The sequence below is a fragment of the Bradyrhizobium nanningense genome, assembly GCF_004114535.1.
GTDB lineage: Bacteria > Pseudomonadota > Alphaproteobacteria > Rhizobiales > Xanthobacteraceae > Bradyrhizobium > Bradyrhizobium nanningense.
The window spans coordinates 156,057-174,432 of record NZ_LBJC01000005.1 but is presented as its reverse complement, the minus strand read 5'-3'; the positions used below and the strand labels follow the sequence as shown (position 1 = coordinate 174,432).

The 18,376-nt window shown below is 63.3% G+C and carries 23 protein-coding genes; 6 read left to right on the top strand and 17 right to left on the bottom strand.

The features are described from left to right. Positions 1-97: 97 nt before the first annotated feature. From XH84_RS02515 to XH84_RS02505, 3 genes are all read right to left on the bottom strand, one after another. Positions 98-682: an NnrU family protein gene (locus XH84_RS02515; protein WP_128917582.1), complete on the bottom strand. Its 585-nt coding sequence runs from the start codon at positions 680-682 to the stop codon at positions 98-100. A 220-nt stretch (positions 683-902) separates the two neighbouring features. Then, entirely contained in the window at positions 903-1,481 is a 579-nt protein-coding gene (locus XH84_RS02510; RefSeq protein WP_128917583.1) for a hypothetical protein, read from the bottom strand. 253 nt (positions 1,482-1,734) lie between these two features. Further along, positions 1,735-3,357 carry a peptide chain release factor 3 gene (locus XH84_RS02505; protein ID WP_128917584.1) on the bottom strand — a complete coding sequence of 541 codons (1,623 nt, stop codon included), beginning with the start codon at positions 3,355-3,357 and terminating at the stop codon, positions 1,735-1,737. A gap of 172 nt (positions 3,358-3,529) precedes the next feature. Here XH84_RS02505 and sugE point away from each other — a divergent pair, with 172 nt between their 5' ends. Then, entirely contained in the window at positions 3,530-3,844 is a 315-nt protein-coding gene (gene sugE, locus XH84_RS02500) for a quaternary ammonium compound efflux SMR transporter SugE (RefSeq protein WP_128917585.1), read from the top strand. Here the strand turns inward: sugE and XH84_RS02495 are convergent. The 7 genes from XH84_RS02495 to XH84_RS02465 all read right to left on the bottom strand — a co-directional run bounded on the left by XH84_RS02495 (position 3,837) and on the right by XH84_RS02465 (position 10,393). Next, the gene (locus XH84_RS02495; RefSeq protein ID WP_128917586.1) at positions 3,837-4,844 is read right to left on the bottom strand and encodes an inorganic phosphate transporter; all 1,008 of its coding nucleotides are present in this window, start codon (positions 4,842-4,844) and stop codon (positions 3,837-3,839) included. The two genes, sugE and XH84_RS02495, sit on opposite strands and share 8 nt — an antisense overlap. A gap of 12 nt (positions 4,845-4,856) precedes the next feature. Next, on the bottom strand, positions 4,857-5,501 hold the full coding sequence (locus XH84_RS02490) for a DUF47 domain-containing protein (RefSeq protein WP_128917587.1): 645 nt from the start codon (positions 5,499-5,501) through the stop codon (positions 4,857-4,859). A 156-nt stretch (positions 5,502-5,657) separates the two neighbouring features. Then, the gene (locus XH84_RS02485; protein ID WP_128917588.1) at positions 5,658-6,626 is read right to left on the bottom strand and encodes a branched-chain amino acid ABC transporter permease; all 969 of its coding nucleotides are present in this window, start codon (positions 6,624-6,626) and stop codon (positions 5,658-5,660) included. A 1-nt stretch (position 6,627) separates the two neighbouring features. Further along, the gene (locus XH84_RS02480; RefSeq protein ID WP_128917589.1) at positions 6,628-7,491 is read right to left on the bottom strand and encodes a branched-chain amino acid ABC transporter permease; all 864 of its coding nucleotides are present in this window, start codon (positions 7,489-7,491) and stop codon (positions 6,628-6,630) included. Positions 7,492-7,563: 72 nt separating this feature from the next. Next, positions 7,564-8,787 carry an ABC transporter substrate-binding protein gene (locus tag XH84_RS02475; RefSeq protein WP_128917590.1) on the bottom strand — a complete coding sequence of 408 codons (1,224 nt, stop codon included), beginning with the start codon at positions 8,785-8,787 and terminating at the stop codon, positions 7,564-7,566. 111 nt (positions 8,788-8,898) lie between these two features. Then, on the bottom strand, positions 8,899-9,645 hold the full coding sequence (locus XH84_RS02470; protein WP_128917591.1) for an ABC transporter ATP-binding protein: 747 nt from the start codon (positions 9,643-9,645) through the stop codon (positions 8,899-8,901). After that, on the bottom strand, positions 9,638-10,393 hold the full coding sequence (locus tag XH84_RS02465) for an ABC transporter ATP-binding protein (protein ID WP_036034135.1): 756 nt from the start codon (positions 10,391-10,393) through the stop codon (positions 9,638-9,640). The genes XH84_RS02470 and XH84_RS02465 overlap by 8 nt, the downstream gene beginning before the upstream one ends. 354 nt (positions 10,394-10,747) lie before the next feature. On the opposite strand from XH84_RS02465, the gene XH84_RS02460 reads away from it, so the two are divergent. Continuing rightward, on the top strand, positions 10,748-11,395 hold the full coding sequence (locus XH84_RS02460) for a hypothetical protein (RefSeq protein WP_164935997.1): 648 nt from the start codon (positions 10,748-10,750) through the stop codon (positions 11,393-11,395). A 3-nt stretch (positions 11,396-11,398) separates the two neighbouring features. On the opposite strand, the gene XH84_RS02455 is transcribed toward XH84_RS02460, so the two are convergent. Then, positions 11,399-11,758: an ArsC family reductase gene (locus XH84_RS02455; RefSeq protein WP_128917593.1), complete on the bottom strand. Its 360-nt coding sequence runs from the start codon at positions 11,756-11,758 to the stop codon at positions 11,399-11,401. Positions 11,759-11,862: 104 nt separating this feature from the next. Here XH84_RS02455 and XH84_RS02450 point away from each other — a divergent pair, with 104 nt between their 5' ends. The 3 genes from XH84_RS02450 (at position 11,863) to XH84_RS02440 (ending at position 13,863) form a co-directional block, all read left to right on the top strand. Further along, positions 11,863-12,234 carry a tRNA-binding protein gene (locus XH84_RS02450; protein WP_128917594.1) on the top strand — a complete coding sequence of 124 codons (372 nt, stop codon included), beginning with the start codon at positions 11,863-11,865 and terminating at the stop codon, positions 12,232-12,234. Between the two features lie 210 nt (positions 12,235-12,444). Next, on the top strand, positions 12,445-13,077 hold the full coding sequence (locus tag XH84_RS02445) for a TetR/AcrR family transcriptional regulator (protein WP_128917595.1): 633 nt from the start codon (positions 12,445-12,447) through the stop codon (positions 13,075-13,077). A 3-nt stretch (positions 13,078-13,080) separates the two neighbouring features. Beyond that, positions 13,081-13,863, top strand: a complete 783-nt coding sequence (locus XH84_RS02440; RefSeq protein WP_128917596.1) for a sulfite exporter TauE/SafE family protein — start codon at positions 13,081-13,083, stop codon at positions 13,861-13,863. Here XH84_RS02440 and XH84_RS02435 read toward each other — a convergent pair. Further along, a complete protein-coding gene (locus XH84_RS02435; RefSeq protein ID WP_128917597.1) occupies positions 13,860-14,570 on the bottom strand; it encodes a glutathione S-transferase family protein in 711 nt (236 codons plus the stop codon). The genes XH84_RS02440 and XH84_RS02435 overlap by 4 nt on opposite strands. A 123-nt stretch (positions 14,571-14,693) precedes the next feature. Beyond that, entirely contained in the window at positions 14,694-14,840 is a 147-nt protein-coding gene (locus XH84_RS39510; RefSeq protein ID WP_164935998.1) for a hypothetical protein, read from the bottom strand. Between the two features lie 143 nt (positions 14,841-14,983). Between XH84_RS39510 and XH84_RS02430 the strand changes: the two genes are divergently transcribed. Beyond that, positions 14,984-15,199 carry a hypothetical protein gene (locus XH84_RS02430; protein ID WP_128917598.1) on the top strand — a complete coding sequence of 72 codons (216 nt, stop codon included), beginning with the start codon at positions 14,984-14,986 and terminating at the stop codon, positions 15,197-15,199. A 5-nt stretch (positions 15,200-15,204) separates the two neighbouring features. Here XH84_RS02430 and XH84_RS02425 read toward each other — a convergent pair whose 3' ends face one another. The 4 genes from XH84_RS02425 to XH84_RS02410 all read right to left on the bottom strand — a co-directional run bounded on the left by XH84_RS02425 (position 15,205) and on the right by XH84_RS02410 (position 18,194). Beyond that, complete coding sequence (locus tag XH84_RS02425) at positions 15,205-15,870, bottom strand: DUF429 domain-containing protein (RefSeq protein ID WP_128917599.1); 666 nt, start codon at positions 15,868-15,870, stop codon at positions 15,205-15,207. A gap of 22 nt (positions 15,871-15,892) precedes the next feature. Continuing rightward, complete coding sequence (locus XH84_RS02420; RefSeq protein ID WP_128917600.1) at positions 15,893-17,077, bottom strand: serine hydrolase domain-containing protein; 1,185 nt, start codon at positions 17,075-17,077, stop codon at positions 15,893-15,895. A gap of 72 nt (positions 17,078-17,149) precedes the next feature. After that, positions 17,150-17,842 (bottom strand): GNAT family N-acetyltransferase, encoded by a 693-nt coding sequence (locus XH84_RS02415; RefSeq protein ID WP_164935999.1) that lies wholly within the window; start codon positions 17,840-17,842, stop codon positions 17,150-17,152. Positions 17,843-17,846: 4 nt separating this feature from the next. After that, the gene (locus XH84_RS02410) at positions 17,847-18,194 is read right to left on the bottom strand and encodes a Lin0512 family protein (RefSeq protein ID WP_018646107.1); all 348 of its coding nucleotides are present in this window, start codon (positions 18,192-18,194) and stop codon (positions 17,847-17,849) included. Positions 18,195-18,376: the final 182 nt, after the last annotated feature.

Here is an 18,376-nt window from a genome sequence, read left to right as displayed (position 1 = left end):
CGCGCACGGCTGCGCGGAACGGTCTTGCGCTGAGCGGCTGGCTAATTTTGGCGCATGATCTTGTCGGAAAACCGCCCGCACTTTTCCGGATCATGCGCTACACGCCTATGACCGGCACGCCGATCACGACCGGATGGAACGCGAACGCGAGAGCAAGATAGGCGACGACACCGACCGCGACCGCGATCAGGTCATTGGTGACGCCGCCGACCGGGATAGGCGGGCCGCCGGCGTCGGTGCGAGCTTTAAGCGAAATGCGGTCATAGACCGCCCAGCCCAGGAACGAGCCGAACAGGATGATGGAGCCGAGATCGCCGTTGGCCAACAGATGCGCCGCCGCCCACAGCTTGACGCCGGCCAGCATCGGATGCTTCAGCGTCGCGTAGATGCGGCCGCGCAAATAGGAGGCGACCACCAGGATCACCGCAGGCAGCATCAGCGCGACCGTGATGTGCTTCATCGCCTTCGGCGGATACCAGACGTCGATCCAGCCGGAGCTGCGGTAATGGGCAAAGCCCCAGATGATCAGCGCGAGCCCCGCAAGCGAGACCAGCGCATAGAGGATCTTGTAGGTCCCCTCGCCCAGCCTCGCGATTGCCTGCGCACGCGCCTCACGTTTCGTCGTGAAAACATGGGTGGCGAAGAACAGCACCAGCCCCAGGATCATGACCAACAGACCCACGACATCCTCCCCGCAAAGCAGCCCCGCCCCAATGGCGTATCATCGATCGGCCGCAGCTCGCAACTCTTCCTCCTCGTGGTGAGGAGGCGCGAAAGCGCCGCTAACGGACGGCGCTGCGCATCGCCGGGCGAACCATGCAGGCCCGGCTGTTGCGACATTTGGGCCTTTCATCCTTCGAGACGCGCGTGAAGAACACGCTCCTCAGGATGAGGGGATAGAGCTACTTACCGAGCTCGCGATTGTCGACATAGCGGATCGCGATCGGCCGCCCGGCCAGCGCGCCGCCGAGACCGCCAGTGAATTTCAGCGGCAGGCAGGCTTTCAGCGACGAATTGATCGCATTGAGATAGCTGGTTCGGGTCTCTGCGGGCACGCCCGTGGTCGCATATGTCAGGCGCGGCGGGCCGATCAGGCCGCCCGCCTTGTTGAAGCTGAAGCGCACCGACATCTGCATGCCCGCGCGCGCATTGTCCGATGGCGGCGACCAGCAGCTGCGCAGCTCGGCGAAGAGGTCGCCGATCGTATCGAGATCGTGATCGGGCTTTTGATACTTGGCGCGGTCGGCCTCTGATGGAACGCTCTGGATGATGAGCTGGAGGTTCTGGCCGTAGGGGTAGTCGATCTCGGGAATGCAGGGGCCGGGTTCGAGCGGGCTGCAATAGGACGGCGTGCAGGGCCTGTAGTCGAGCACGCTGCACGGCTCGTGCGCAAACGGGATCGGATTGATCTGGCGTGGCCGCGCGTCGGCGGCGACGATTGATAGCGCCAACAACGTGAAAAAGAAAATGCCGCGCCACATGATGCGAGCTCGCGATGCCACTCAGGGAGATGTGGCATTATCCCTGAACGCGTCAACTCCGTGCGCGTTCACATGCCCGCGTTCAGGCACGCTGTCGTCGCCCGGCTTGACCGGGCGACCCAGTATTCCAGAGACGACAGTGATTGAGCCGAGGGGCCGCGGCGTACTGGATGCCCCGGACAAGCCGGGGCATGACAGCGGTGGGGGTGGCTGCGAGCGGAGAACGTATCCGCTTGGTCGAGGACGTCGCCACCTACCCTTTCTTCTTCACGTCCTTGACGTTGGTGAACTCGATGCCCTCGGCGCGCTCCTTGGTGTAGCCGAGATAGAACTCGTTTCGCGCCAGATACACGGGATCGCCATCGACGTCGTCGGCGATGCTGGAGGTGTTGGCGGCGATGAAGGTGTCGAGCTTCTTGCGGTCCTCCGAGGAGACCCAGCGCGCCAGCTGGAATTCGCTGACCTCGAACTCGACCGGCAGCGAATATTCGGCATCGAGCCGCGCCTTCAGCACGTCGAGCTGCAGCGCGCCGACGACGCCGACCAGCGCCGGTGCGCCATCGCGCGGCCGGAACACCTGCACCACGCCCTCTTCGGACATCTGCTGCAGCGCTTCCTTCAACTTTTTCGCCTTCATTGCGTCGGTGAGCCGCACGCGGCGGACGATTTCCGGCGCGAAGCTCGGCACGCCCACGAAGTTGAAATCCTCGCCTTCGGTCAGCGTATCGCCGATGCGCAGCGTGCCGTGATTGGGAATGCCGACGACGTCGCCGGCGAAGGCTTCGTCCGCGACAGAGCGGTCCTGCGCGAAGAAGAATTGCGGGCTCGACAGCGGCATGCTCTTGCCGGTGCGCACCAGCTTTGCCTTCATGCCGCGACTGAGCTTGCCCGAGCAGAGGCGCGCAAACGCGATGCGGTCGCGGTGGTTCGGATCCATGTTGGCCTGGATCTTGAACACGAAGGCGCTCATGCGCGGATCAGTGGCCTCGACCTTGCGCTGGTCACTGTCCTGCGCGCGCGGCTCGGGTGCGAACTTGCCGAGGCCTTCCAGGAGATCGCCGACGCCGAAATTGCGCAGCGCGCTGCCGAAATAGACCGGCGTCAGATGGCCCTCGCGGAACGCCGCGAGTTCGAACGGCTTGGACGCCGCGGTGACGAGTTCGAGCTCGTCCTTTACGGCAGACACGTCGAGATTGGCGCTGAGCTTGGCCAGTTCCTCGATCTCAATCTGCTGCGCCGCGCCGGTCTTGGCGCCGCCGCCTTCGAGCAGGCGCACGCCACCATTGACGACGTCGTAGGTGCCGAGAAAGTCGCGGCCGCGGCCGACCGGCCAGGTCATGGGCGTGGTGTCGAGCGCCAGCGTCTTCTCGATCTCGTCGAGCAGCTCGAAGACGTCGCGGCTCTCGCGGTCCATCTTGTTGATGAAGGTGATGATCGGGATATCCCGAAGACGGCACACCTCGAACAGCTTGCGGGTGCGCGCCTCGATGCCCTTGGCGGCGTCGATCACCATGACTGCGGAATCGACCGCGGTGAGCGTGCGATAGGTGTCTTCCGAAAAGTCCTCGTGGCCCGGCGTGTCCAGGAGGTTGAAGACGAGGCCCTCGAACTCGAAGGTCATCACCGAAGTTACGACCGAGATGCCGCGCTCGCGCTCGATCTTCATCCAGTCCGAGCGCGTGTTGCGCCGCTCGCCCTTGGCCTTGACCTGGCCGGCGAGGTTGATGGCGCCGCCGAACAGCAGCAGCTTCTCGGTCAGCGTGGTCTTGCCGGCGTCAGGATGCGAGATGATCGCAAAGGTGCGCCGCCGCGCCACTTCAGCGGCAAGCGGGGAACGGGCCGGCGATTCGGCCGTGGTGGTGGCGATGTCGGACATAGCGGCAGCGTTTGGCAGGGAAAATGGGCCTGATCAAGCCTCAATTGGCGATTGCGGAGCCCTTCGGCCAGCCCCATATCGGCTTGACCGGATCGATCATGGGGAAGGACGGCCTTCCCGATCGTCAGCATATCAGCCGCGGGGACGACCCTGCCTTGAATGGAGGGTCGTCATGGCCTGGAGCATCCTGTTCGTCGCCGGGCTTCTCGAGATCACCTGGGCGATCGGCCTGAAATACACCGAGGGTTTTAGCAGGCTTGTTCCGTCCGTCGTCACGCTCGCGGCCATGGCCGGCAGCATCGTCCTGCTCGGCCTCGCCCTCAAATCGCTGCCCGTCGGAACCGCCTATGCGGTGTGGACCGGGATCGGCGCGGTCGGCACCGCGACGCTGGGCATCGTCCTGTTCGGCGAGCCGGCCACGGCCCTGCGTCTTGCCAGCATCGCCCTGATCATCGCTGGGATCGTCGGGCTGAAGCTGGTTACTTGACGAAGATCTTGACCGCCCACCAGGTCAGCGCCGCGACGATCGCGGACGCCGGCATCGTGATGACCCAGGCATAGACGATCGAGCTGGCGACGTTCCAGCGCACCGCCGAGAGGCGACGGGCGGCGCCAACGCCGACGATGGCGCCGGTGATCGTGTGCGTGGTCGAGACGGGAACCCCGAGATAGGTCGCCATGAACAGGGTCGCGGCGCCACCGGTTTCGGCGCAAAAACCCTGCATCGGCGTCAATTTGGTGATGCGCAGGCCCATGGTGCGGACGATGCGCCAGCCGCCCATCAGCGTGCCCATCGCCATCGCCGCCTGGCAGGACAGCACCACCCAGAATGGCACGAAGAATTCGCCGCCGAGATGGCCCTGCGAATAGAGCAGCACGGCGATGATGCCCATGGTCTTCTGCGCGTCGTTGCCGCCATGGCCGAGCGAATAGAGCGAGGCGGAGGCGAATTGCAGGATGCGGAAGGCGCGATCCACCGCAAAGGGTGTGGAGCGCACCGAGGCCCAGGACACGATCGCAACCAGCACCATCGCGAGCAGGAAGCCGACCAGCGGAGACAGCACGATTGCAATCACCGTCTTGGACAATCCGCTCCAGACCGCCGCCGAGATCCCGGCTTTGGCCACGCCCGCACCGAATAACCCGCCGATCAGCGCGTGCGACGAGGAGGACGGGATGCCGAGCGCCCAGGTCACGAGGTTCCAGACGATGGCGCCGACCAGGGCCGCGAAGATCACCTGGGCGTCGACGATCGAGGGATCGATGATACCGGTTCCGATGGTCTGAGCGACGTGCAGCCCGAACACCATGAAGGCGACGAAATTGAAGAACGCGGCCCAGAACACCGCGAATTGAGGCCGCAGCACCCGGGTCGAGACGATGGTCGCGATCGAATTGGCGGCATCGTGCAGGCCGTTCAGGAAATCGAACAGCAGCGCGACGGCGATCAGTCCGACCAGGACGGGAAGACCCAACGCAGCATCCACGGCAACCCTGCCCTACACTTGCTCGATGACGATGCTGTTGATCTCGTTCGCGACGTCGTCGAAGCGATCGGCCACCTTCTCCAGATGGTCGTAGATCTCGACGCCGACGATGAAGTCCATCGCATTGCCGTCGCGATGCTTGAGAAACAGCTCCTTCAGCCCGATGTCGTGAAGATCGTCGACGCGGCCTTCCAGCTTGCCCAGCTCTTCCGTGATCGCGGTCAGCATGGCCACGTTGGGGCCGATCGATTGCATCAGCGGCAGCGCACGGCCGACCAGATTGGCGCATTCGATCAGAAGCCCGCCGATCTCGCGCATCGGCGGCTCGAAGCTGCGGACCTCGAACAGCATCACGGCCTTGGCCGTCTGCTGCATCTGGTCGATGGCGTCGTCCAGCGAGGTAATCAGGTTCTTGATGTCGCCGCGGTCGAACGGGGTGATGAAGGTGCGGCGCACCGCCGTCAACACCTCGCGGGTGATGTTGTCAGCGTCGTTCTCGAACTGGTTGACGCGCTGGCAGTAGACCGGCGTCTCCTCGCCCCCGTTGAGCATGCCCTGCAGCGCGATCGAACCCTGGATCACCGTCTGGGCATGCCGGTCGAACAAGTCGAAGAACCGTTCTTCCTTGGGCAGGAAAGCGCGAAACCATCGCATCATGGGGATAGGCTACCGGTTGGAAATGGCGCGGCCCGAGGGGGCCGTCATGAAACTGTCATAGACCATTTTCGATCCGCGCGCGTGTCATCTCACGCCCGCGGAGCCGGATCATCCACCGCTTTCGCGCGCTAAGTAAATTGACTTTAAATCAACTACTTAGAGCGATCTCCGGAAGTAATGCGCGATTTCACCGATGACGCCGCGGCGGAAGGTGAGCACGCAGATCACGAAGATCGAGCCCTGGATCACCGTCACCCATTGGCCGAAACCCGCCAGATATTGCTGCATGGCGATGATCACGAAGGCGCCGACGACGGGGCCGAAGATGGTGCCGAGGCCGCCAACCAGCGTCATCAGCACGACCTCACCGGACATCGACCAATGGACGTCGGTGAGCGAGGCGTTCTGCGCCACGAACACTTTCAGCGCACCGGCAAAACCGGCCAGCGTACCTGACAGCACGAAGGCCAGGAACTTGTACTGGTCGGTCCGGTAGCCGAGCGAGATCGCCCGCGGCTCGTTCTCGCGGATCGCCTTCAGAACCTCGCCGAACGGCGAGTTGATGATGCGGAAGATCAAGAGGAAGCCGGCGAGGAACCCGGCCAGCACGACGTAATAGAGCACCGTCGGCTTGGACAGATCGAAGAGGCCGAACATGTGTCCCTGCGGGATGCCCTGGATGCCGTCCTCACCGTGGGTGAACGGGGCCTGGAGGTAGATGAAGTACAAGAGCTGCGACAGCGCCAGCGTGATCATCGAGAAGTAGATGCCCTGGCGCCGGATCGAGATGTAGCCCGTGATGAGCGAGAGCACGAAGGCCGCGGCGATGCCGACGAGGATGCCGAGCTCGGGCGGCAAGGCCCACACCTTCAGCGCATGCGCGCTGCAATAGCCGGCGGTGCCCAGGAACATCGCGTGGCCGAACGACAGCAGGCCGCCGTAGCCGATCAAGAGGTTGAAGGCGCAGGCGAGCAGCGCAAAGCACAGCGCCTGCATCACGAAGAACGGGTAGACGCCCGTGAATGGCACCGATGCCAGGAGCAGCGCCATCAGGGCGAAAGCGATCATCTCGTCGCGCATCGCGCGCGGGGTTGCCGGCAGCGTGTCGTCCGTCAGGGTTGTCATATCAGGCCGCCCTTCCCGTCAATCCCGTTGGCTTCACCAAGAGCACCAGCACCATCAGCACGAACACGACGGTGTTGGAGGCCTCGGGGTAGAAATATTTGGTCAGCCCCTCGATCACGCCGAGTGCGAAGCCGGTGATGATGGAGCCCATGATCGAACCCATGCCGCCGATCACGACCACGGCGAACACGACGATGATGAGATCCGCGCCCATCAGCGGCCGCACTTGGTTGATCGGCGCCGACAGCACGCCGGCGAGCGCGGCAAGGCCGACGCCGAGACCGTAAGTCAGCGTGATCATGCGCGGCACGTTGACGCCGAATGCGCGGACCAGCGTCGGGTTTTCGGTGGCGGCGCGCAGGTAAGCGCCGAGTCGGGTCTTCTCGATCAGGAACCAGGTGGCGAGACAAACCACCAGCGAGAACACGACCACCCAGCCGCGATAGATGGGCAGGAACATGAAGCCGAGATTCATGCCGCCCTTGAGCTCGTCCGGGATGGCGTAAGGCAGACCGGACGAGCCGAAATAGTTCTGGAACACGCCCTGCACGATCAGCGCGATGCCGAAGGTCAAGAGCAGGCCGTAGAGATGGTCGAGGCCGGTCAGCCATTGCAGCATGGTCCGTTCGAGGATCATGCCGAAGATGCCGACGATGATGGGGGCCAGCAACAGCGCCCACCAATAGTTGATGCCACCGAGGTTCAGCAGGAAATAGGCGACAAAGGCGCCCATCATGTAGAGCGCGCCATGGGCGAAATTGATGATGTTGAGCATGCCGAAAATCACGGCAAGCCCGAGACTGAGCAGCGCGTAGAACGAGCCGTTGATCAGTCCCACCAGTAGCTGAGCGTATAGAGCCTGCATCGATCCCGCACCCGGTCCTTCGGCGTTCCCTGAAAGTCGCCCGCAAGCCTTTAAGGCCTGCGGGCGGTTATCTTACTTCTTAAGCAGCGCGCACTTGCTTTCGGACAGTGGCGTAAAGGCCTGATCGCCCGGCACCGTGCCGACCAGCTTGTAGAAGTCCCACGGACCCTTGGATTCCGAGGGCTTCTTCACTTCGAACAGATAGGCGTTGTGGATGGTGCGGCCGTTGGGCTGGATCTCGCCCTTACCGAACAGATCGTCCTCCGTCGGCATCGACTTCATCTTCTCGACGACCTTGACCCCGTCATGGGGATTGCCGCCGAGCGCGTCCAGCGCCTTGAGATAGTGGCGCACGCCCGCATAGACGCCGGCCTGCACCATGGTGGGCGGCGCGTTGTTCTTCATCTTCTCGGCGAAGCGCTTCGAGAACGCCCGGGTCTGGTCGTTCATGTCCCAGTAGAACGTCTCGGTGAAGTTGAGGCCCTGCGCGGTCTCCAGGCCGATTGCCTTGACGTCGGTGAGGAAGAGCAGCAGCGCCGCGAGCTTCTGACCGCCTCTGCCGATGCCGAACTCTGCAGCCTGCTTGATGGTATTGGTGGTGTCACCGCCGGCATTGGCAAGACCGATGATCTTCGCCTTGGACGACTGCGCCTGAAGCAGGAAGGACGAGAAGTCCGGCGTATTCAGCGGATGCTTGACGCCACCGATCACCTTGCCGCCGTTGGCGGTGACGACCGCCGTGGTGTCGCGCTCGAGAGCAGCACCGAAGGCATAATCGGCGGTCAGGAAGAACCAGCTGTCGCCCCCCGCCTTGACCAGCGCCTGGCCGGTGGTGTGGGCCAGCATGTAGGTGTCGTAAGTCCAGTGCACGGTGTTGGGCGAGCACTGCGCGTTGCTGAGGTCGGAGGTCGCCGCACCCGAATTGATGTAAACGCCGTTCTTTTCCTTGATGACGTTGTTGACGGCGAGCGCCACGCCGGAATTCGGCACGTCGACGATGATGTCGACCTTGTCGACGTCGAACCATTGCCGCGCGATCGCGGTGCCGATGTCGGGCTTGTTCTGGTGATCGCCGGAGATGATGTCGATCTTCCAGCCCTTCGCAGCGAGGCCGGAATCCTCAACGGCCATCTGCGCCGCGAGCGTCGAGCCGGGACCGCCGAGGTCGGCATAGAGGCCGGACTGATCGGACAGTGCACCGATCTTGACGGTCTTGTCCTGCGCAGACGCGACGCCTGCCGCAGCGAATGTCAGCGCGGTGGTCAGCAGCAATGACGCAATCGACTTGGTCTTCATGCAACTTTCCTTTTTTGAATTCTTCTCGTTGGCAGTTCGTCTTGAGCATGATCTTTCGGAAAACCGCTACACTCTTTGCGCTAACGCGGCCCTCCGGGTCCGGATCATGCGCTAGACACCAAGATAGGTGTGCAGCTTGTCCATGTTGGCGGCAAGCTCGGCATTGGAAAATCCGTCAATGATCTTGCCGTGCTCGACCACGTAGTAGCGGTCGGCGACGGTGGACGCGAAGCGGAAATTCTGCTCGACCAGGAGGATCGTGAAACCCTCCTTCTTGAGCCGCGCAATGGTGTGGCCGATCTGCTGGATGATGACGGGCGCGAGACCCTCGGTCGGCTCGTCCAGCATCAGGAAGCTCGCGCCGGTGCGCAGGATGCGCGCAATCGCGAGCATCTGCTGCTCGCCTCCGGACAGCTTGGTGCCCTGGCTATTGAGGCGTTCCTTCAGATTCGGGAACAGCTCGAAGATCTGATCGAGCGGCAGTCCGCCCTCGCGGACCACCGGCGGCAGCATCAGATTCTCGCGCACGTCGAGACTGGAGAATATGCCCCGCTCTTCCGGGCAAAACGCGATGCCCATGCGCGCGATCTTGTCGGAGGTCGCGCGGATGATCTCCTGGTTGTTGAACTTCACCGAGCCGGTACGCTTGCCGATGATGCCCATGATCGACTTCAGCGTGGTCGTCTTGCCGGCGCCGTTACGCCCGAGCAGGGTGACGACCTCGCCCGCTTTCACGTCGAAGCTGATCCCGTGCAGGATGTGGGACTCGCCGTACCAGGCTTCGAGGTTGCGGACTTGAAGGATGTTTCCGCCGGTCGCAGCCTTGGCCGGAGCCTCGGCAATCGCAGTGTCAGGCATGACCGGCTCCCAGATAGGCTTCCTTGACGCGCTCGTCCTTGGTGAGCTCGCTGTAATGACCTTGCGCGAGCACCTGGCCGCGCGTCAGCACGGTGATGATGTCGGAGAGGTTGGCCACGACACTTAAGTTATGCTCGACCATCAGGATGGTATATTTCGCGGAGATGCGCTTGATCAGCGCCGCGATCTTGTCGATGTCCTCGTGGCCCATGCCGGCCATTGGCTCGTCCAGCAGCATCATCTCCGGGTCGAGCGCGAGCGTGGTTGCAATTTCGAGTGCACGCTTGCGCCCATACGGCATCTCGACCGCGGGCGTGTTGGCAAACTCGTTGAGGCCGACGTCGTTGAGCAACTCCCGCGCGCGATCGTTGAAGCGGTTGAGGACCGACTTGGAGCGCCAGAAATCGAACGAAGAGCCGTGCTGGCGCTGGAGCGCGACACGGACGTTCTCCAGCGCGGTGAGATGCGGAAATACCGCCGAAATCTGGAATGAGCGAACAAGCCCCAGGCGGGCCACGTCCGCCGGCGCCATCGCCGTGATGTCCTGCCCCTTGTACAGGATTTTTCCGGCGGACGGTTTGAGGAACTTGGTCAGAAGATTGAAGCAGGTCGTCTTGCCGGCCCCGTTCGGGCCGATCAACGCATGAATGCTCCCACGGCGAACCTTGAGCGCAACGTCGCGGACGGCGAAGAAGCCCGCGAACTCCTTGGTCAAGCCTTCCGTTTCGAGAATAAACTCATCGGCCAAACAGATTTCCCCCTGCCCGCGCCTCGCGCGTGGCTATCCTTGTTGCTTCGGCTTTCCGGAGGCCTTGGAGCCACTCCTTGGAGCCCATCCGGAACGCCGCCTCCGGGCGCGGAATATGCCGGAGGTGACGGGGGTTAGGCAAGGCGGAAAGCTGAGCAGATCAGGTCTCCGGCTGGGATCCAAATGCTCCCTTAGTCGGAGGTGCGTGACGTCGTGCCTGCCCGGCCTCCCGGTTCGCAAGGCACCGGTCGTCAAGCCGTCGTTAACGGTCTTTCGTTCGGTGCGCCAGCCTTCATCAAAAATTTTCCCGCACCTGGCATCTTGTGCGGGTCTCGACGCTCCGGGAATATTGTCTTGGATTTCGCAAGCGCCGCTCCGTCCGTCGTCAAGTCGATCAGGCAGCGTGATCTCCTCAACACGTGGCTGCGACTTTATGCGCGCCAGCAGATCACGCCGGCGGTCTGGGAGTATCAGCCTGCACGGCTCGAGGAAGAGCTGTCCGATCTCATCTATTATACGGTGGACGCTTCGACGCCGGCGCCGCGCCTGACCATCCAGAGCGAAAACACGCGCATCTCGCGCGCCTATGGACATACCGGCAAGGGCGTTCTGCTCGACGAGTATCTCGGGCCGCGACTCGCGCCGTTCGTGATGCCGATCTACCACGAATGCGTGGCGCGCGGGCTGCCCGTCTACAGCGTTGCCGACGTCGACGACATCTACGGGCGCATCGTCGCCTATGAACGGCTGCTGCTGCCTTTCCAGACCGACGGCAAGGTCTGTCACATCATCGCGTCGGTCAAAATCTTCTGCGAGGACGGCGGCTTCGAGATCAAGAATCTGATGCGCGGAAATGACGCGCCGCCGCGCCCAAAACTGCGCGCCGTGATCGATCGCGAGCTCTTCCATCGCGCGCCTGGCCGCATCGCGACGGCCGATGTGGTCGAGTTCGCGGACCAGCCGGGCCCCGGCGTCAGCAACGAGATCATCGAGCTGAACTAGCAGTCAGCGCGATTTGGCGCCGACTTCCTTGGCATAGATATCCGGCTTGAATCCGACAAGCAGCTTGCCGCCGATTTCCAGCACCGGCCGCTTGATCATCGATGGTTGCGCTAGCATCAACGCCAGCGCCTTCTTCTCGGAGAGGCCTTCCTTGTCGGAATCGGGGAGCTTCTTGAACGTCGTCCCGGCGCGATTGAGCAGCGTCTCCCAGCCGACCTTGTCGCTCCACTGCTTGAGCTTGTCCTTCTCCACGCCCGCCGCCTTGTAGTCGTAAAACGCGTAAGACACACCATTTGTGTCGAGCCAGGCGCGCGCCTTCTTCATGGTGTCGCAGTTCTTGATGCCGTAGATGATGTTGGACAAGACGTTCCTCGCGCATGACGGATCATGATGGACGTGGCGTTGTACGAAACTCCGGTTCGCTCGACAATATTGCGAACGACGCCAACTCGCCGAACGGACATCCCATGCACGTTACCCACGATCCCGCAGCCGCCACCGCGCCGACCATCGACTTCAACAGCTTCCTCGCTGTCGATATCCGCGTCGGCACCATCGTCGACGCCAGGCCGTTTCCCGAAGCACGCAAGCCTGCCTTTCGGCTGTGGATCGACTTCGGACCTGCGATCGGCGTGCGCAAGAGCTCGGCCCAGATCACCGAAAACCATCCGCTCGAGACGTTGGTGGGACAACAGGTCGCGGCCGTCGTCAATTTCCCACCACGCCAGATCGGGCCGGTCGTCTCGGAGGTGCTGACGCTCGGTTTGCCCGACGCCGAGGGCAAGGTCGTGCTGGTGCAGCCGAGCAAGCCCGTTCCGAACGGCGGCCGGCTGTTCTAGCCGCGCGATCCGGTGCTGCGCGCAGCCTCTGCCGGCGCATTCGCAACGAATCCCCCCATTTTCCGCCTTCGGCTGGTCAGAACTTGACCAGATCCATTTTCCATCATAAAAATGACTGACTGATCATTTTTTTATTTAGATCGGCCTGTCTTAGGCCAAACCGTCGCCCACAAGAAAACGATCGACCTGTCAGTTATTTGAGGCAGCCGAATGCCCAAGATCAGCGATAAGCAACGCGAAAGCCGGCGGCAGCAGATTCTCGAGGCGGCCCTCGCCTGCTTCGCCGAAGACGGTTTTCACCAGACCGGCATGGCCGACATCGTGAAGCGATCCGGCCTGAGCCACGGCGCGGTCTATCTCTACTTCCAGAGCAAGGACGATCTGATCGAGGCGCTCGCCGACGACCGGCATCGCCGCGAAGCCGTGCTCAATTCGGTCGCGCAGGGATCCGGCGACCCGATCGAAGGCCTTCACGCGTTGATCCGCGTCTACGCGCAATGGCTGACCGATCCCGCCGGCGAAGCCCGCCGCCGTGTCGGCATCCACGGCTGGGCCGAAGCCCTGCGCAACCGTCGCGTCCGCGCCAGCGTCGTCGAAGGCATCGACATGCCGCGCGCTCTGATCGTCGCGCTGGTCGAGCGCGGCCAGCACGACGGCCTCATCAAACGCGATCTCGGCGCGGACGCGATCGCGCGGGTGCTGATCGCGATCTTCCAGGGTTTCGTGCTGCAAAGATGCTGGGGCGAGGATGTCGACATCGAGGCCTGCATGGCGGCTGTGGCCGCCGTGATCGAAGGGTTTCGCACGACGAAGCCCGACGTCAGGCGGCGAGCCAGGACCTGAGGGATGTCGGGGATTCACGACCTCCTCGCCGGTGGTGGCGTCGGTCTGGTCGCAGGCCTGGCATCGGGCTTCACGGGGACGAGCCCGGGCGGCGGCCTCGTGATCTTCTCCGTGCTGCTGCTCGGGGCCGAGCAACACGTTGCCCAGGGCACCTCGCTGATCACCCAAATTCCGCCGACGGGTCTCGCCGGCATACGGCGCTACTGGCAAAACGGCAATCGCAGCCCCTTGCCGTGGATCATCTGGATCGGCTTCGGATTTCTGATCGGTGGCGCCGGCGGCGGCTATGCCGCAACATTGGTTTCCGACTCCGTCCTGCAATGGACTTACGTCGTCTATCTCGTCGCGCTGATCGCCCTGTTGATCGTGCGCCGCGAAAGCAAGGAGGGTAGCCACGAAGTCGGCAAGCGCGATGAACTTCACTGGCTGCCCCTGCTCCTGATCGGCACGCTTGCAGGCTTTTCCTCCGGCTTCATGGGCATCGGCGGCGGCCTCGCGATCACCGTCGGCCTCGCCGCCGGATTTCGCGTGCCACAACATCAGGCGCAGCTCGTCAGCCTCGTCTTCTCGGTGATCCCGACCAACCTTCCGGCAGCCTGGATCTACTGGAGCAAGGGGCTCATGGTCGGCTGGCCGGCCATCATCGGCATTCTCGCCGGTCTCTGGATTGGCACCGATCTCGGCGCACGCTTGGCCAACGGTGTCAGCCGCTCCGCGCTCCGCCGGGCCATGATCGCCCTTGTTTCGCTGATGGCGCTCTATATGACGTACAAGGCGCTGAGCTAGCCTTGCGGCCGCGGTGGAATGTTCAACCCGCGCTGCACCGCCGGACGCGCGAGCCCCCGCTCAAGCCAGGCACCGACCGATTTGAACTGGGTGAATTCGACGAGATCGCCGGCGCCATAGAAGCCGATGAGATTGCGCACCCAGCCGAGCATGGAGATGTCGGCGATGGTGTAGTCGTCATCCATGAACCATTGCCGCCCCGCAAGATGCGTCTCCATCACACCGAGCAGGCGCCTGGCTTCGGCGACGTAGCGGTCACGGGGCCGCTTGTCCTCGAAATCCTTGCCCGCGAATTTGTGGAAGAAGCCGACCTGGCCGAACATCGGCCCGACGCCGCCCATCTGGAAATGCAGCCACTGGATGGTCTGGTAGCGCCGCGCGGCATCTTCGGGCAAGAGCTTGCCGGTCTTCTCCGCGAGGTATTGCAGGATCGCCCCGGACTCGAACAGCGGCAGCGGCCTGCCGCCAGGGCCGTTGGGGTCGAGGATCGCCGGGATCTTGCCGTTCGGATTGAGCGAGAGGAATTCAGCCGTCTTCTGGTCGTCCTTGCCGAAATCGACCAGATGGACTTCGTAAGGCAATCCGATCTCCTCCAGCATGATCGAGACCTTGACGCCGTTCGGCGTCGGCAGGGAGTAGAGCTGGAGCAACTCGGGATGCTTGGCCGGCCAACGTTTGGTAATGGCAAAGGCGGACAGATCAGACATCGGCGCTCCGGCGGTTCGTGAGGTGCCGCCTAATCTAGGCGGGCAAGCGAACGGCGCAAGGCCGACAAATCGTCTGGAAGATCGCAGGGAAGTGGGTGATGGGCCACAATGCCCATGAAGCGACTAGGGCGGCAGCGTCGCGACCTTCACGATCGGGGTCATGGTTTCATGCTGCAGTCGATACTGGATGAACCATTGACCTGTGATCAGCAGCGCGGCCGTGAAGGCAATCGCAAGCGTCGCGGTCGCCCATTGGCAAACATCGTACATGGCATCTGTCCCTCAACTCCTTTGGCCTAAACGCCCGCTCGCCTGCCGGTGTTCCTACCTTGTATGAAAATTTTGCCGGTTTTTCCCGCTCCTTAAACAGGTTGTTTCGAGGGACCATCGAGCGTCTTGCGCGTTGTGAGGAGATGAACATTGAGAAGTGCGCCCTGCTCGATCACGCTCAGCGCTGTCGCCGCGTCGCGGACGATCTCGCCCATCGCGAAGCCGCACGACGGCTACGGGCGATGGCCGACGTGTACGAAGCGAGAGCAGCACGACTGGACGACGACGAGGCCGGCTCCTCGACGCCGGGCCATCACGGCCACGGCCATCTTGCCGGTGCAAGCGATCGGCAGAATTGAGCGATTCAATAATTGATCTCCATCCGCAGTCCGCGCGGATCGAGCTCATCCCCACCAACGCGCCGCGTGCTGTCGCGCGCGGCGACCGCGCAGGTACAGGCATCGATGAGATCGTCGCGGCCGATGCCGGTGCCGTGGCGCAGCGCCAACCATCTTTCGACCTTCGTGAAGCCACGGTCTCTCAGCAGCGCAACGCGCTGCTCGCGGCCCCGCGACGACGCCTTCGGGTCAAGCCGCACGCGCTCTGCCAGATTCCAGAACACCAATTCAGGATGCGCTTCGCCGATCGAAGCCTGCAGCGACGGCGTCATGACGTCGTCGACCTCCTTGAGCTTGTCCCTGATATTCCAGAGCTGCGCCGACACGCCCCTGCCCTTGCCTTCGCGCTCCCAGTAATGGCGATTGGCCGTGGCCATGTCCGGGAATGTCCAGAGGTCGCGACGTGCGCCGAGAAACACGGATGGGCCAACCAGCTCGCGGGCGCGCAGATCGCAAGCGCGATAGCCGCTCGGATTCAATCCGATCGGCATGTCGATCATCGCGCGCGCATGCGGCAGCGCGAGCAAACGCGTCAGGCCCGGCGAATAGTCGAAGCCGTGATCGCCGCGCTCGTCGATCCAGGCTGCGACCCAGCCGAAACGAAATCCGTCGAGGCCGAGATAGGCTCGCATGACGCGCCGAACGGACTTGCCGTCAGCCTCCGACGGCCTGATAGGCCAGGCGCTTGAACTCGAAGAAGAACGGATTCCAGAAGCCCATGTAGCGCTGGGCCATCAGCACGCCGGCGGTATTGGCGTCAGGGCAGATCCACCAATGGGTGCCGGCCAGCCCGCCCCATTGGAATTCGCCGGTGGAGTTCGGCGGGTCGAACGGCGTCGGCGCAAAGGTGACGGCGCCGCCGAGGCCAAAACCCTTGCCGGGAATCGGGCCGAGATTGGCAAAGCGGATGGTCTGCCCCGCGGGCAGCTGGTTCGTCATCATCTGCCGCAATGTTTCCGGCTTGAGCAGCGCGTCCGAACCCGGCAGCAGCGCGCGGACCAGCGCGAGCATGTCGGGCAAGGTCGAGACCAGACCGCCACCGCCCGAGAGCCGCGGGAAAGGCCGGCGATAGGCCTGCGGAAACGGCAGATCATCGGCGCGTGTGAGACCCGGCTTCATGGGATCGAGCACGTCGGCGCCATTGTAGAGCGCGACCAGCCTGCCCTGCTGTGCCTCGGGAACGTAGAAACCGGTGTCGGTCATGCCCAGGGAATCGAAAATGCGCGCCTTGAGGAAGGCATCGAGGGATTTACCCGAGACGACCTCCACCACGCGGCCGAGCACGTCGGTGGCAACGGAATATTCCCAGGCCGTGCCGGGATGATAGGACAGCGGCAGATCGGCAAGCTTGTCGATCATATCGGAGAGCGGCGTCAGCGGATTGAGCACGCCCGCCTCGTTGTATCCTTTGAACAGCACCGTTCCGGGATCGAAGATGCCGTAGCTGAGACCTGAAGTGTGGGTCAGGAGCCGGCGGATCGTGATCGGGCTCTTCGCTGGCTCGACATCGGCAAGGCTCGAAGCGCCCTGCTTGAGCACCTTGCGATGGCCGAGCTGCGGCAGGAATGTCTCGATCGCTTCGTCGAGCCCGATGCGGCCTTCCTCGACGAGCAGCATGATCGCGCAGGTGACGACGATCTTGGTGTTGGAGAACGCGCGGAAGATATGGTCAGGCCGCAGCGCGGTGTTCGCTTCGCGGTCGGCGAAGCCGACGCATTGCTGGTCGACCACCTCGCGCCCGCGCAGCACGGCCCAGGATGCGCCCGGAATGATCTCCTGATCGACGTAGCGCTGCATCGCCGTCCGCGCGGCGGAAAAATCTGTCGTTCTGGCGTCCATGTGCTTCCCCAATTATGGTTGGGACGGATATAGCGGAATCTCATAGGAAATGAAGGGCGCTCCGGAGCGCGCCTATCCTTCCCTCATGAACGCCGTCACGTACAGCCGACGCCGGATCCGCATGCCCTGCCGCTCGTAAAGCGCGATCGCAGAGGTGTTGTTCGAAAACACGTGCAGGAACGGGATTTCGCCGCGGGCCTCGATCCGTCGCGCGACCGCCGCGAGCAGCGCCTGCGCATAGCCGCGCCCGCGATAGTCGGGATGCACGCAGACCGCCGTCATCTCGACAAACTTTCCCGGCTTCATCCGCTCGCCCGTCATCGCGACCAGTTCGCCATTGGCGCGGATGCCGAGGAACGTGCCGAGCTCGTGCGTACGCAGCGCGAACGGCCCGGGCTTGGTCAGCTCCGTCAGCGCCATCATCGCGGGAACGTCGGCGGCACCGAGCGTGACGATCTCGGCGTCGCGCAGCGGACTATCGGCGGGCGAGCCGATCATCTGCTCACCTGTCTCGGCCAGCACGACCTTGAAGCCGGTGGGCATGTCGACCGGCTCCGGCGTGAACAGCGCGGCGACCTGCGACCCCGACAGGAGATCGCGGAGCGCAGCAAAGCTCGCCGCGGACATGTCGACCATGTCGGCAAACGGCGTCATGTCGATGGGATAGCGCAGTGCCCGCGGACCGCCTTCGGCCAGATGCTTCTGGCTGGTCGTCAGCGCGCTCCAGATCGGACGATCCAGCAGCGCCTCATTGTTGTCGGACACCGGTCTAGTCCTTGTCGAAGCTGACGATGACGGCAGCGTTGGCAATGAGGATGGGGTCATTGGCCACTTCCGTGGCCGAGGGAATCTCCAGCCCGCCCTTGACCGCGGTGACGGTCACGGTGCCGTAAGGCAGCTCCTTGGCGACGGCTTCCTTGTCCACCGCCTCGGGGTTGGGCACGCCGATCGTGACGTCGACGAACATGTCGTTCGCGGTCTTGCCGATCATCCGGAAGAAGCCGAGGCTGGAATGCCGGATCGCATCCGACACCGCCCGCTTCGCCGCCTTGGTCGCATCCCTGCCGTGGACGTCGACGCCCATGCCCATCTCGGTGACACAACGAACGCGGGTCATAGTTTTCATTCCTGTTTGTTGTTAGATGAGGGAGTGTCGGCGATCAGCGCGCGCGAAACAAGTGCGGTTGGCATATTGGACCGAGAGGTCCGCCGCAGGCTCCGTCATTGTGAGCGCAGCGAAGCAATCCAGGATCTTTCCGCGGAAGCAGTCTGGATTGCTTCGTCGCAAGGGCTCCTCGC

Excerpts from the sequence above, each read along its gene's own strand:
- XH84_RS02510 (WP_128917583.1), bottom strand. The coding sequence starts at position 1,481 with ATGTGGCGCGGCATTTTCTTTTTCACGTTGTTGGCGCTATCAATCGTC.
- XH84_RS02505 (WP_128917584.1), bottom strand. The coding sequence starts at position 3,357 with ATGTCCGACATCGCCACCACCACGGCCGAATCGCCGGCCCGTTCCCCG.
- sugE (WP_128917585.1), top strand. The coding sequence starts at position 3,530 with ATGGCCTGGAGCATCCTGTTCGTCGCCGGGCTTCTCGAGATCACCTGG.
- XH84_RS02490 (WP_128917587.1), bottom strand. The coding sequence starts at position 5,501 with ATGATGCGATGGTTTCGCGCTTTCCTGCCCAAGGAAGAACGGTTCTTC.
- XH84_RS02485 (WP_128917588.1), bottom strand. The coding sequence starts at position 6,626 with ATGACAACCCTGACGGACGACACGCTGCCGGCAACCCCGCGCGCGATG.
- XH84_RS02480 (WP_128917589.1), bottom strand. The coding sequence starts at position 7,491 with ATGCAGGCTCTATACGCTCAGCTACTGGTGGGACTGATCAACGGCTCG.
- XH84_RS02475 (WP_128917590.1), bottom strand. The coding sequence starts at position 8,787 with ATGAAGACCAAGTCGATTGCGTCATTGCTGCTGACCACCGCGCTGACA.
- XH84_RS02470 (WP_128917591.1), bottom strand. The coding sequence starts at position 9,645 with ATGCCTGACACTGCGATTGCCGAGGCTCCGGCCAAGGCTGCGACCGGC.
- XH84_RS02450 (WP_128917594.1), top strand. The coding sequence starts at position 11,863 with ATGCACGTTACCCACGATCCCGCAGCCGCCACCGCGCCGACCATCGAC.
- XH84_RS02445 (WP_128917595.1), top strand. The coding sequence starts at position 12,445 with ATGCCCAAGATCAGCGATAAGCAACGCGAAAGCCGGCGGCAGCAGATT.
- XH84_RS02440 (WP_128917596.1), top strand. The coding sequence starts at position 13,081 with ATGTCGGGGATTCACGACCTCCTCGCCGGTGGTGGCGTCGGTCTGGTC.
- XH84_RS02435 (WP_128917597.1), bottom strand. The coding sequence starts at position 14,570 with ATGTCTGATCTGTCCGCCTTTGCCATTACCAAACGTTGGCCGGCCAAG.
- XH84_RS39510 (WP_164935998.1), bottom strand. The coding sequence starts at position 14,840 with ATGTACGATGTTTGCCAATGGGCGACCGCGACGCTTGCGATTGCCTTC.
- XH84_RS02430 (WP_128917598.1), top strand. The coding sequence starts at position 14,984 with ATGAACATTGAGAAGTGCGCCCTGCTCGATCACGCTCAGCGCTGTCGC.
- XH84_RS02425 (WP_128917599.1), bottom strand. The coding sequence starts at position 15,870 with ATGCGAGCCTATCTCGGCCTCGACGGATTTCGTTTCGGCTGGGTCGCA.
- XH84_RS02420 (WP_128917600.1), bottom strand. The coding sequence starts at position 17,077 with ATGGACGCCAGAACGACAGATTTTTCCGCCGCGCGGACGGCGATGCAG.
- XH84_RS02410 (WP_018646107.1), bottom strand. The coding sequence starts at position 18,194 with ATGACCCGCGTTCGTTGTGTCACCGAGATGGGCATGGGCGTCGACGTC.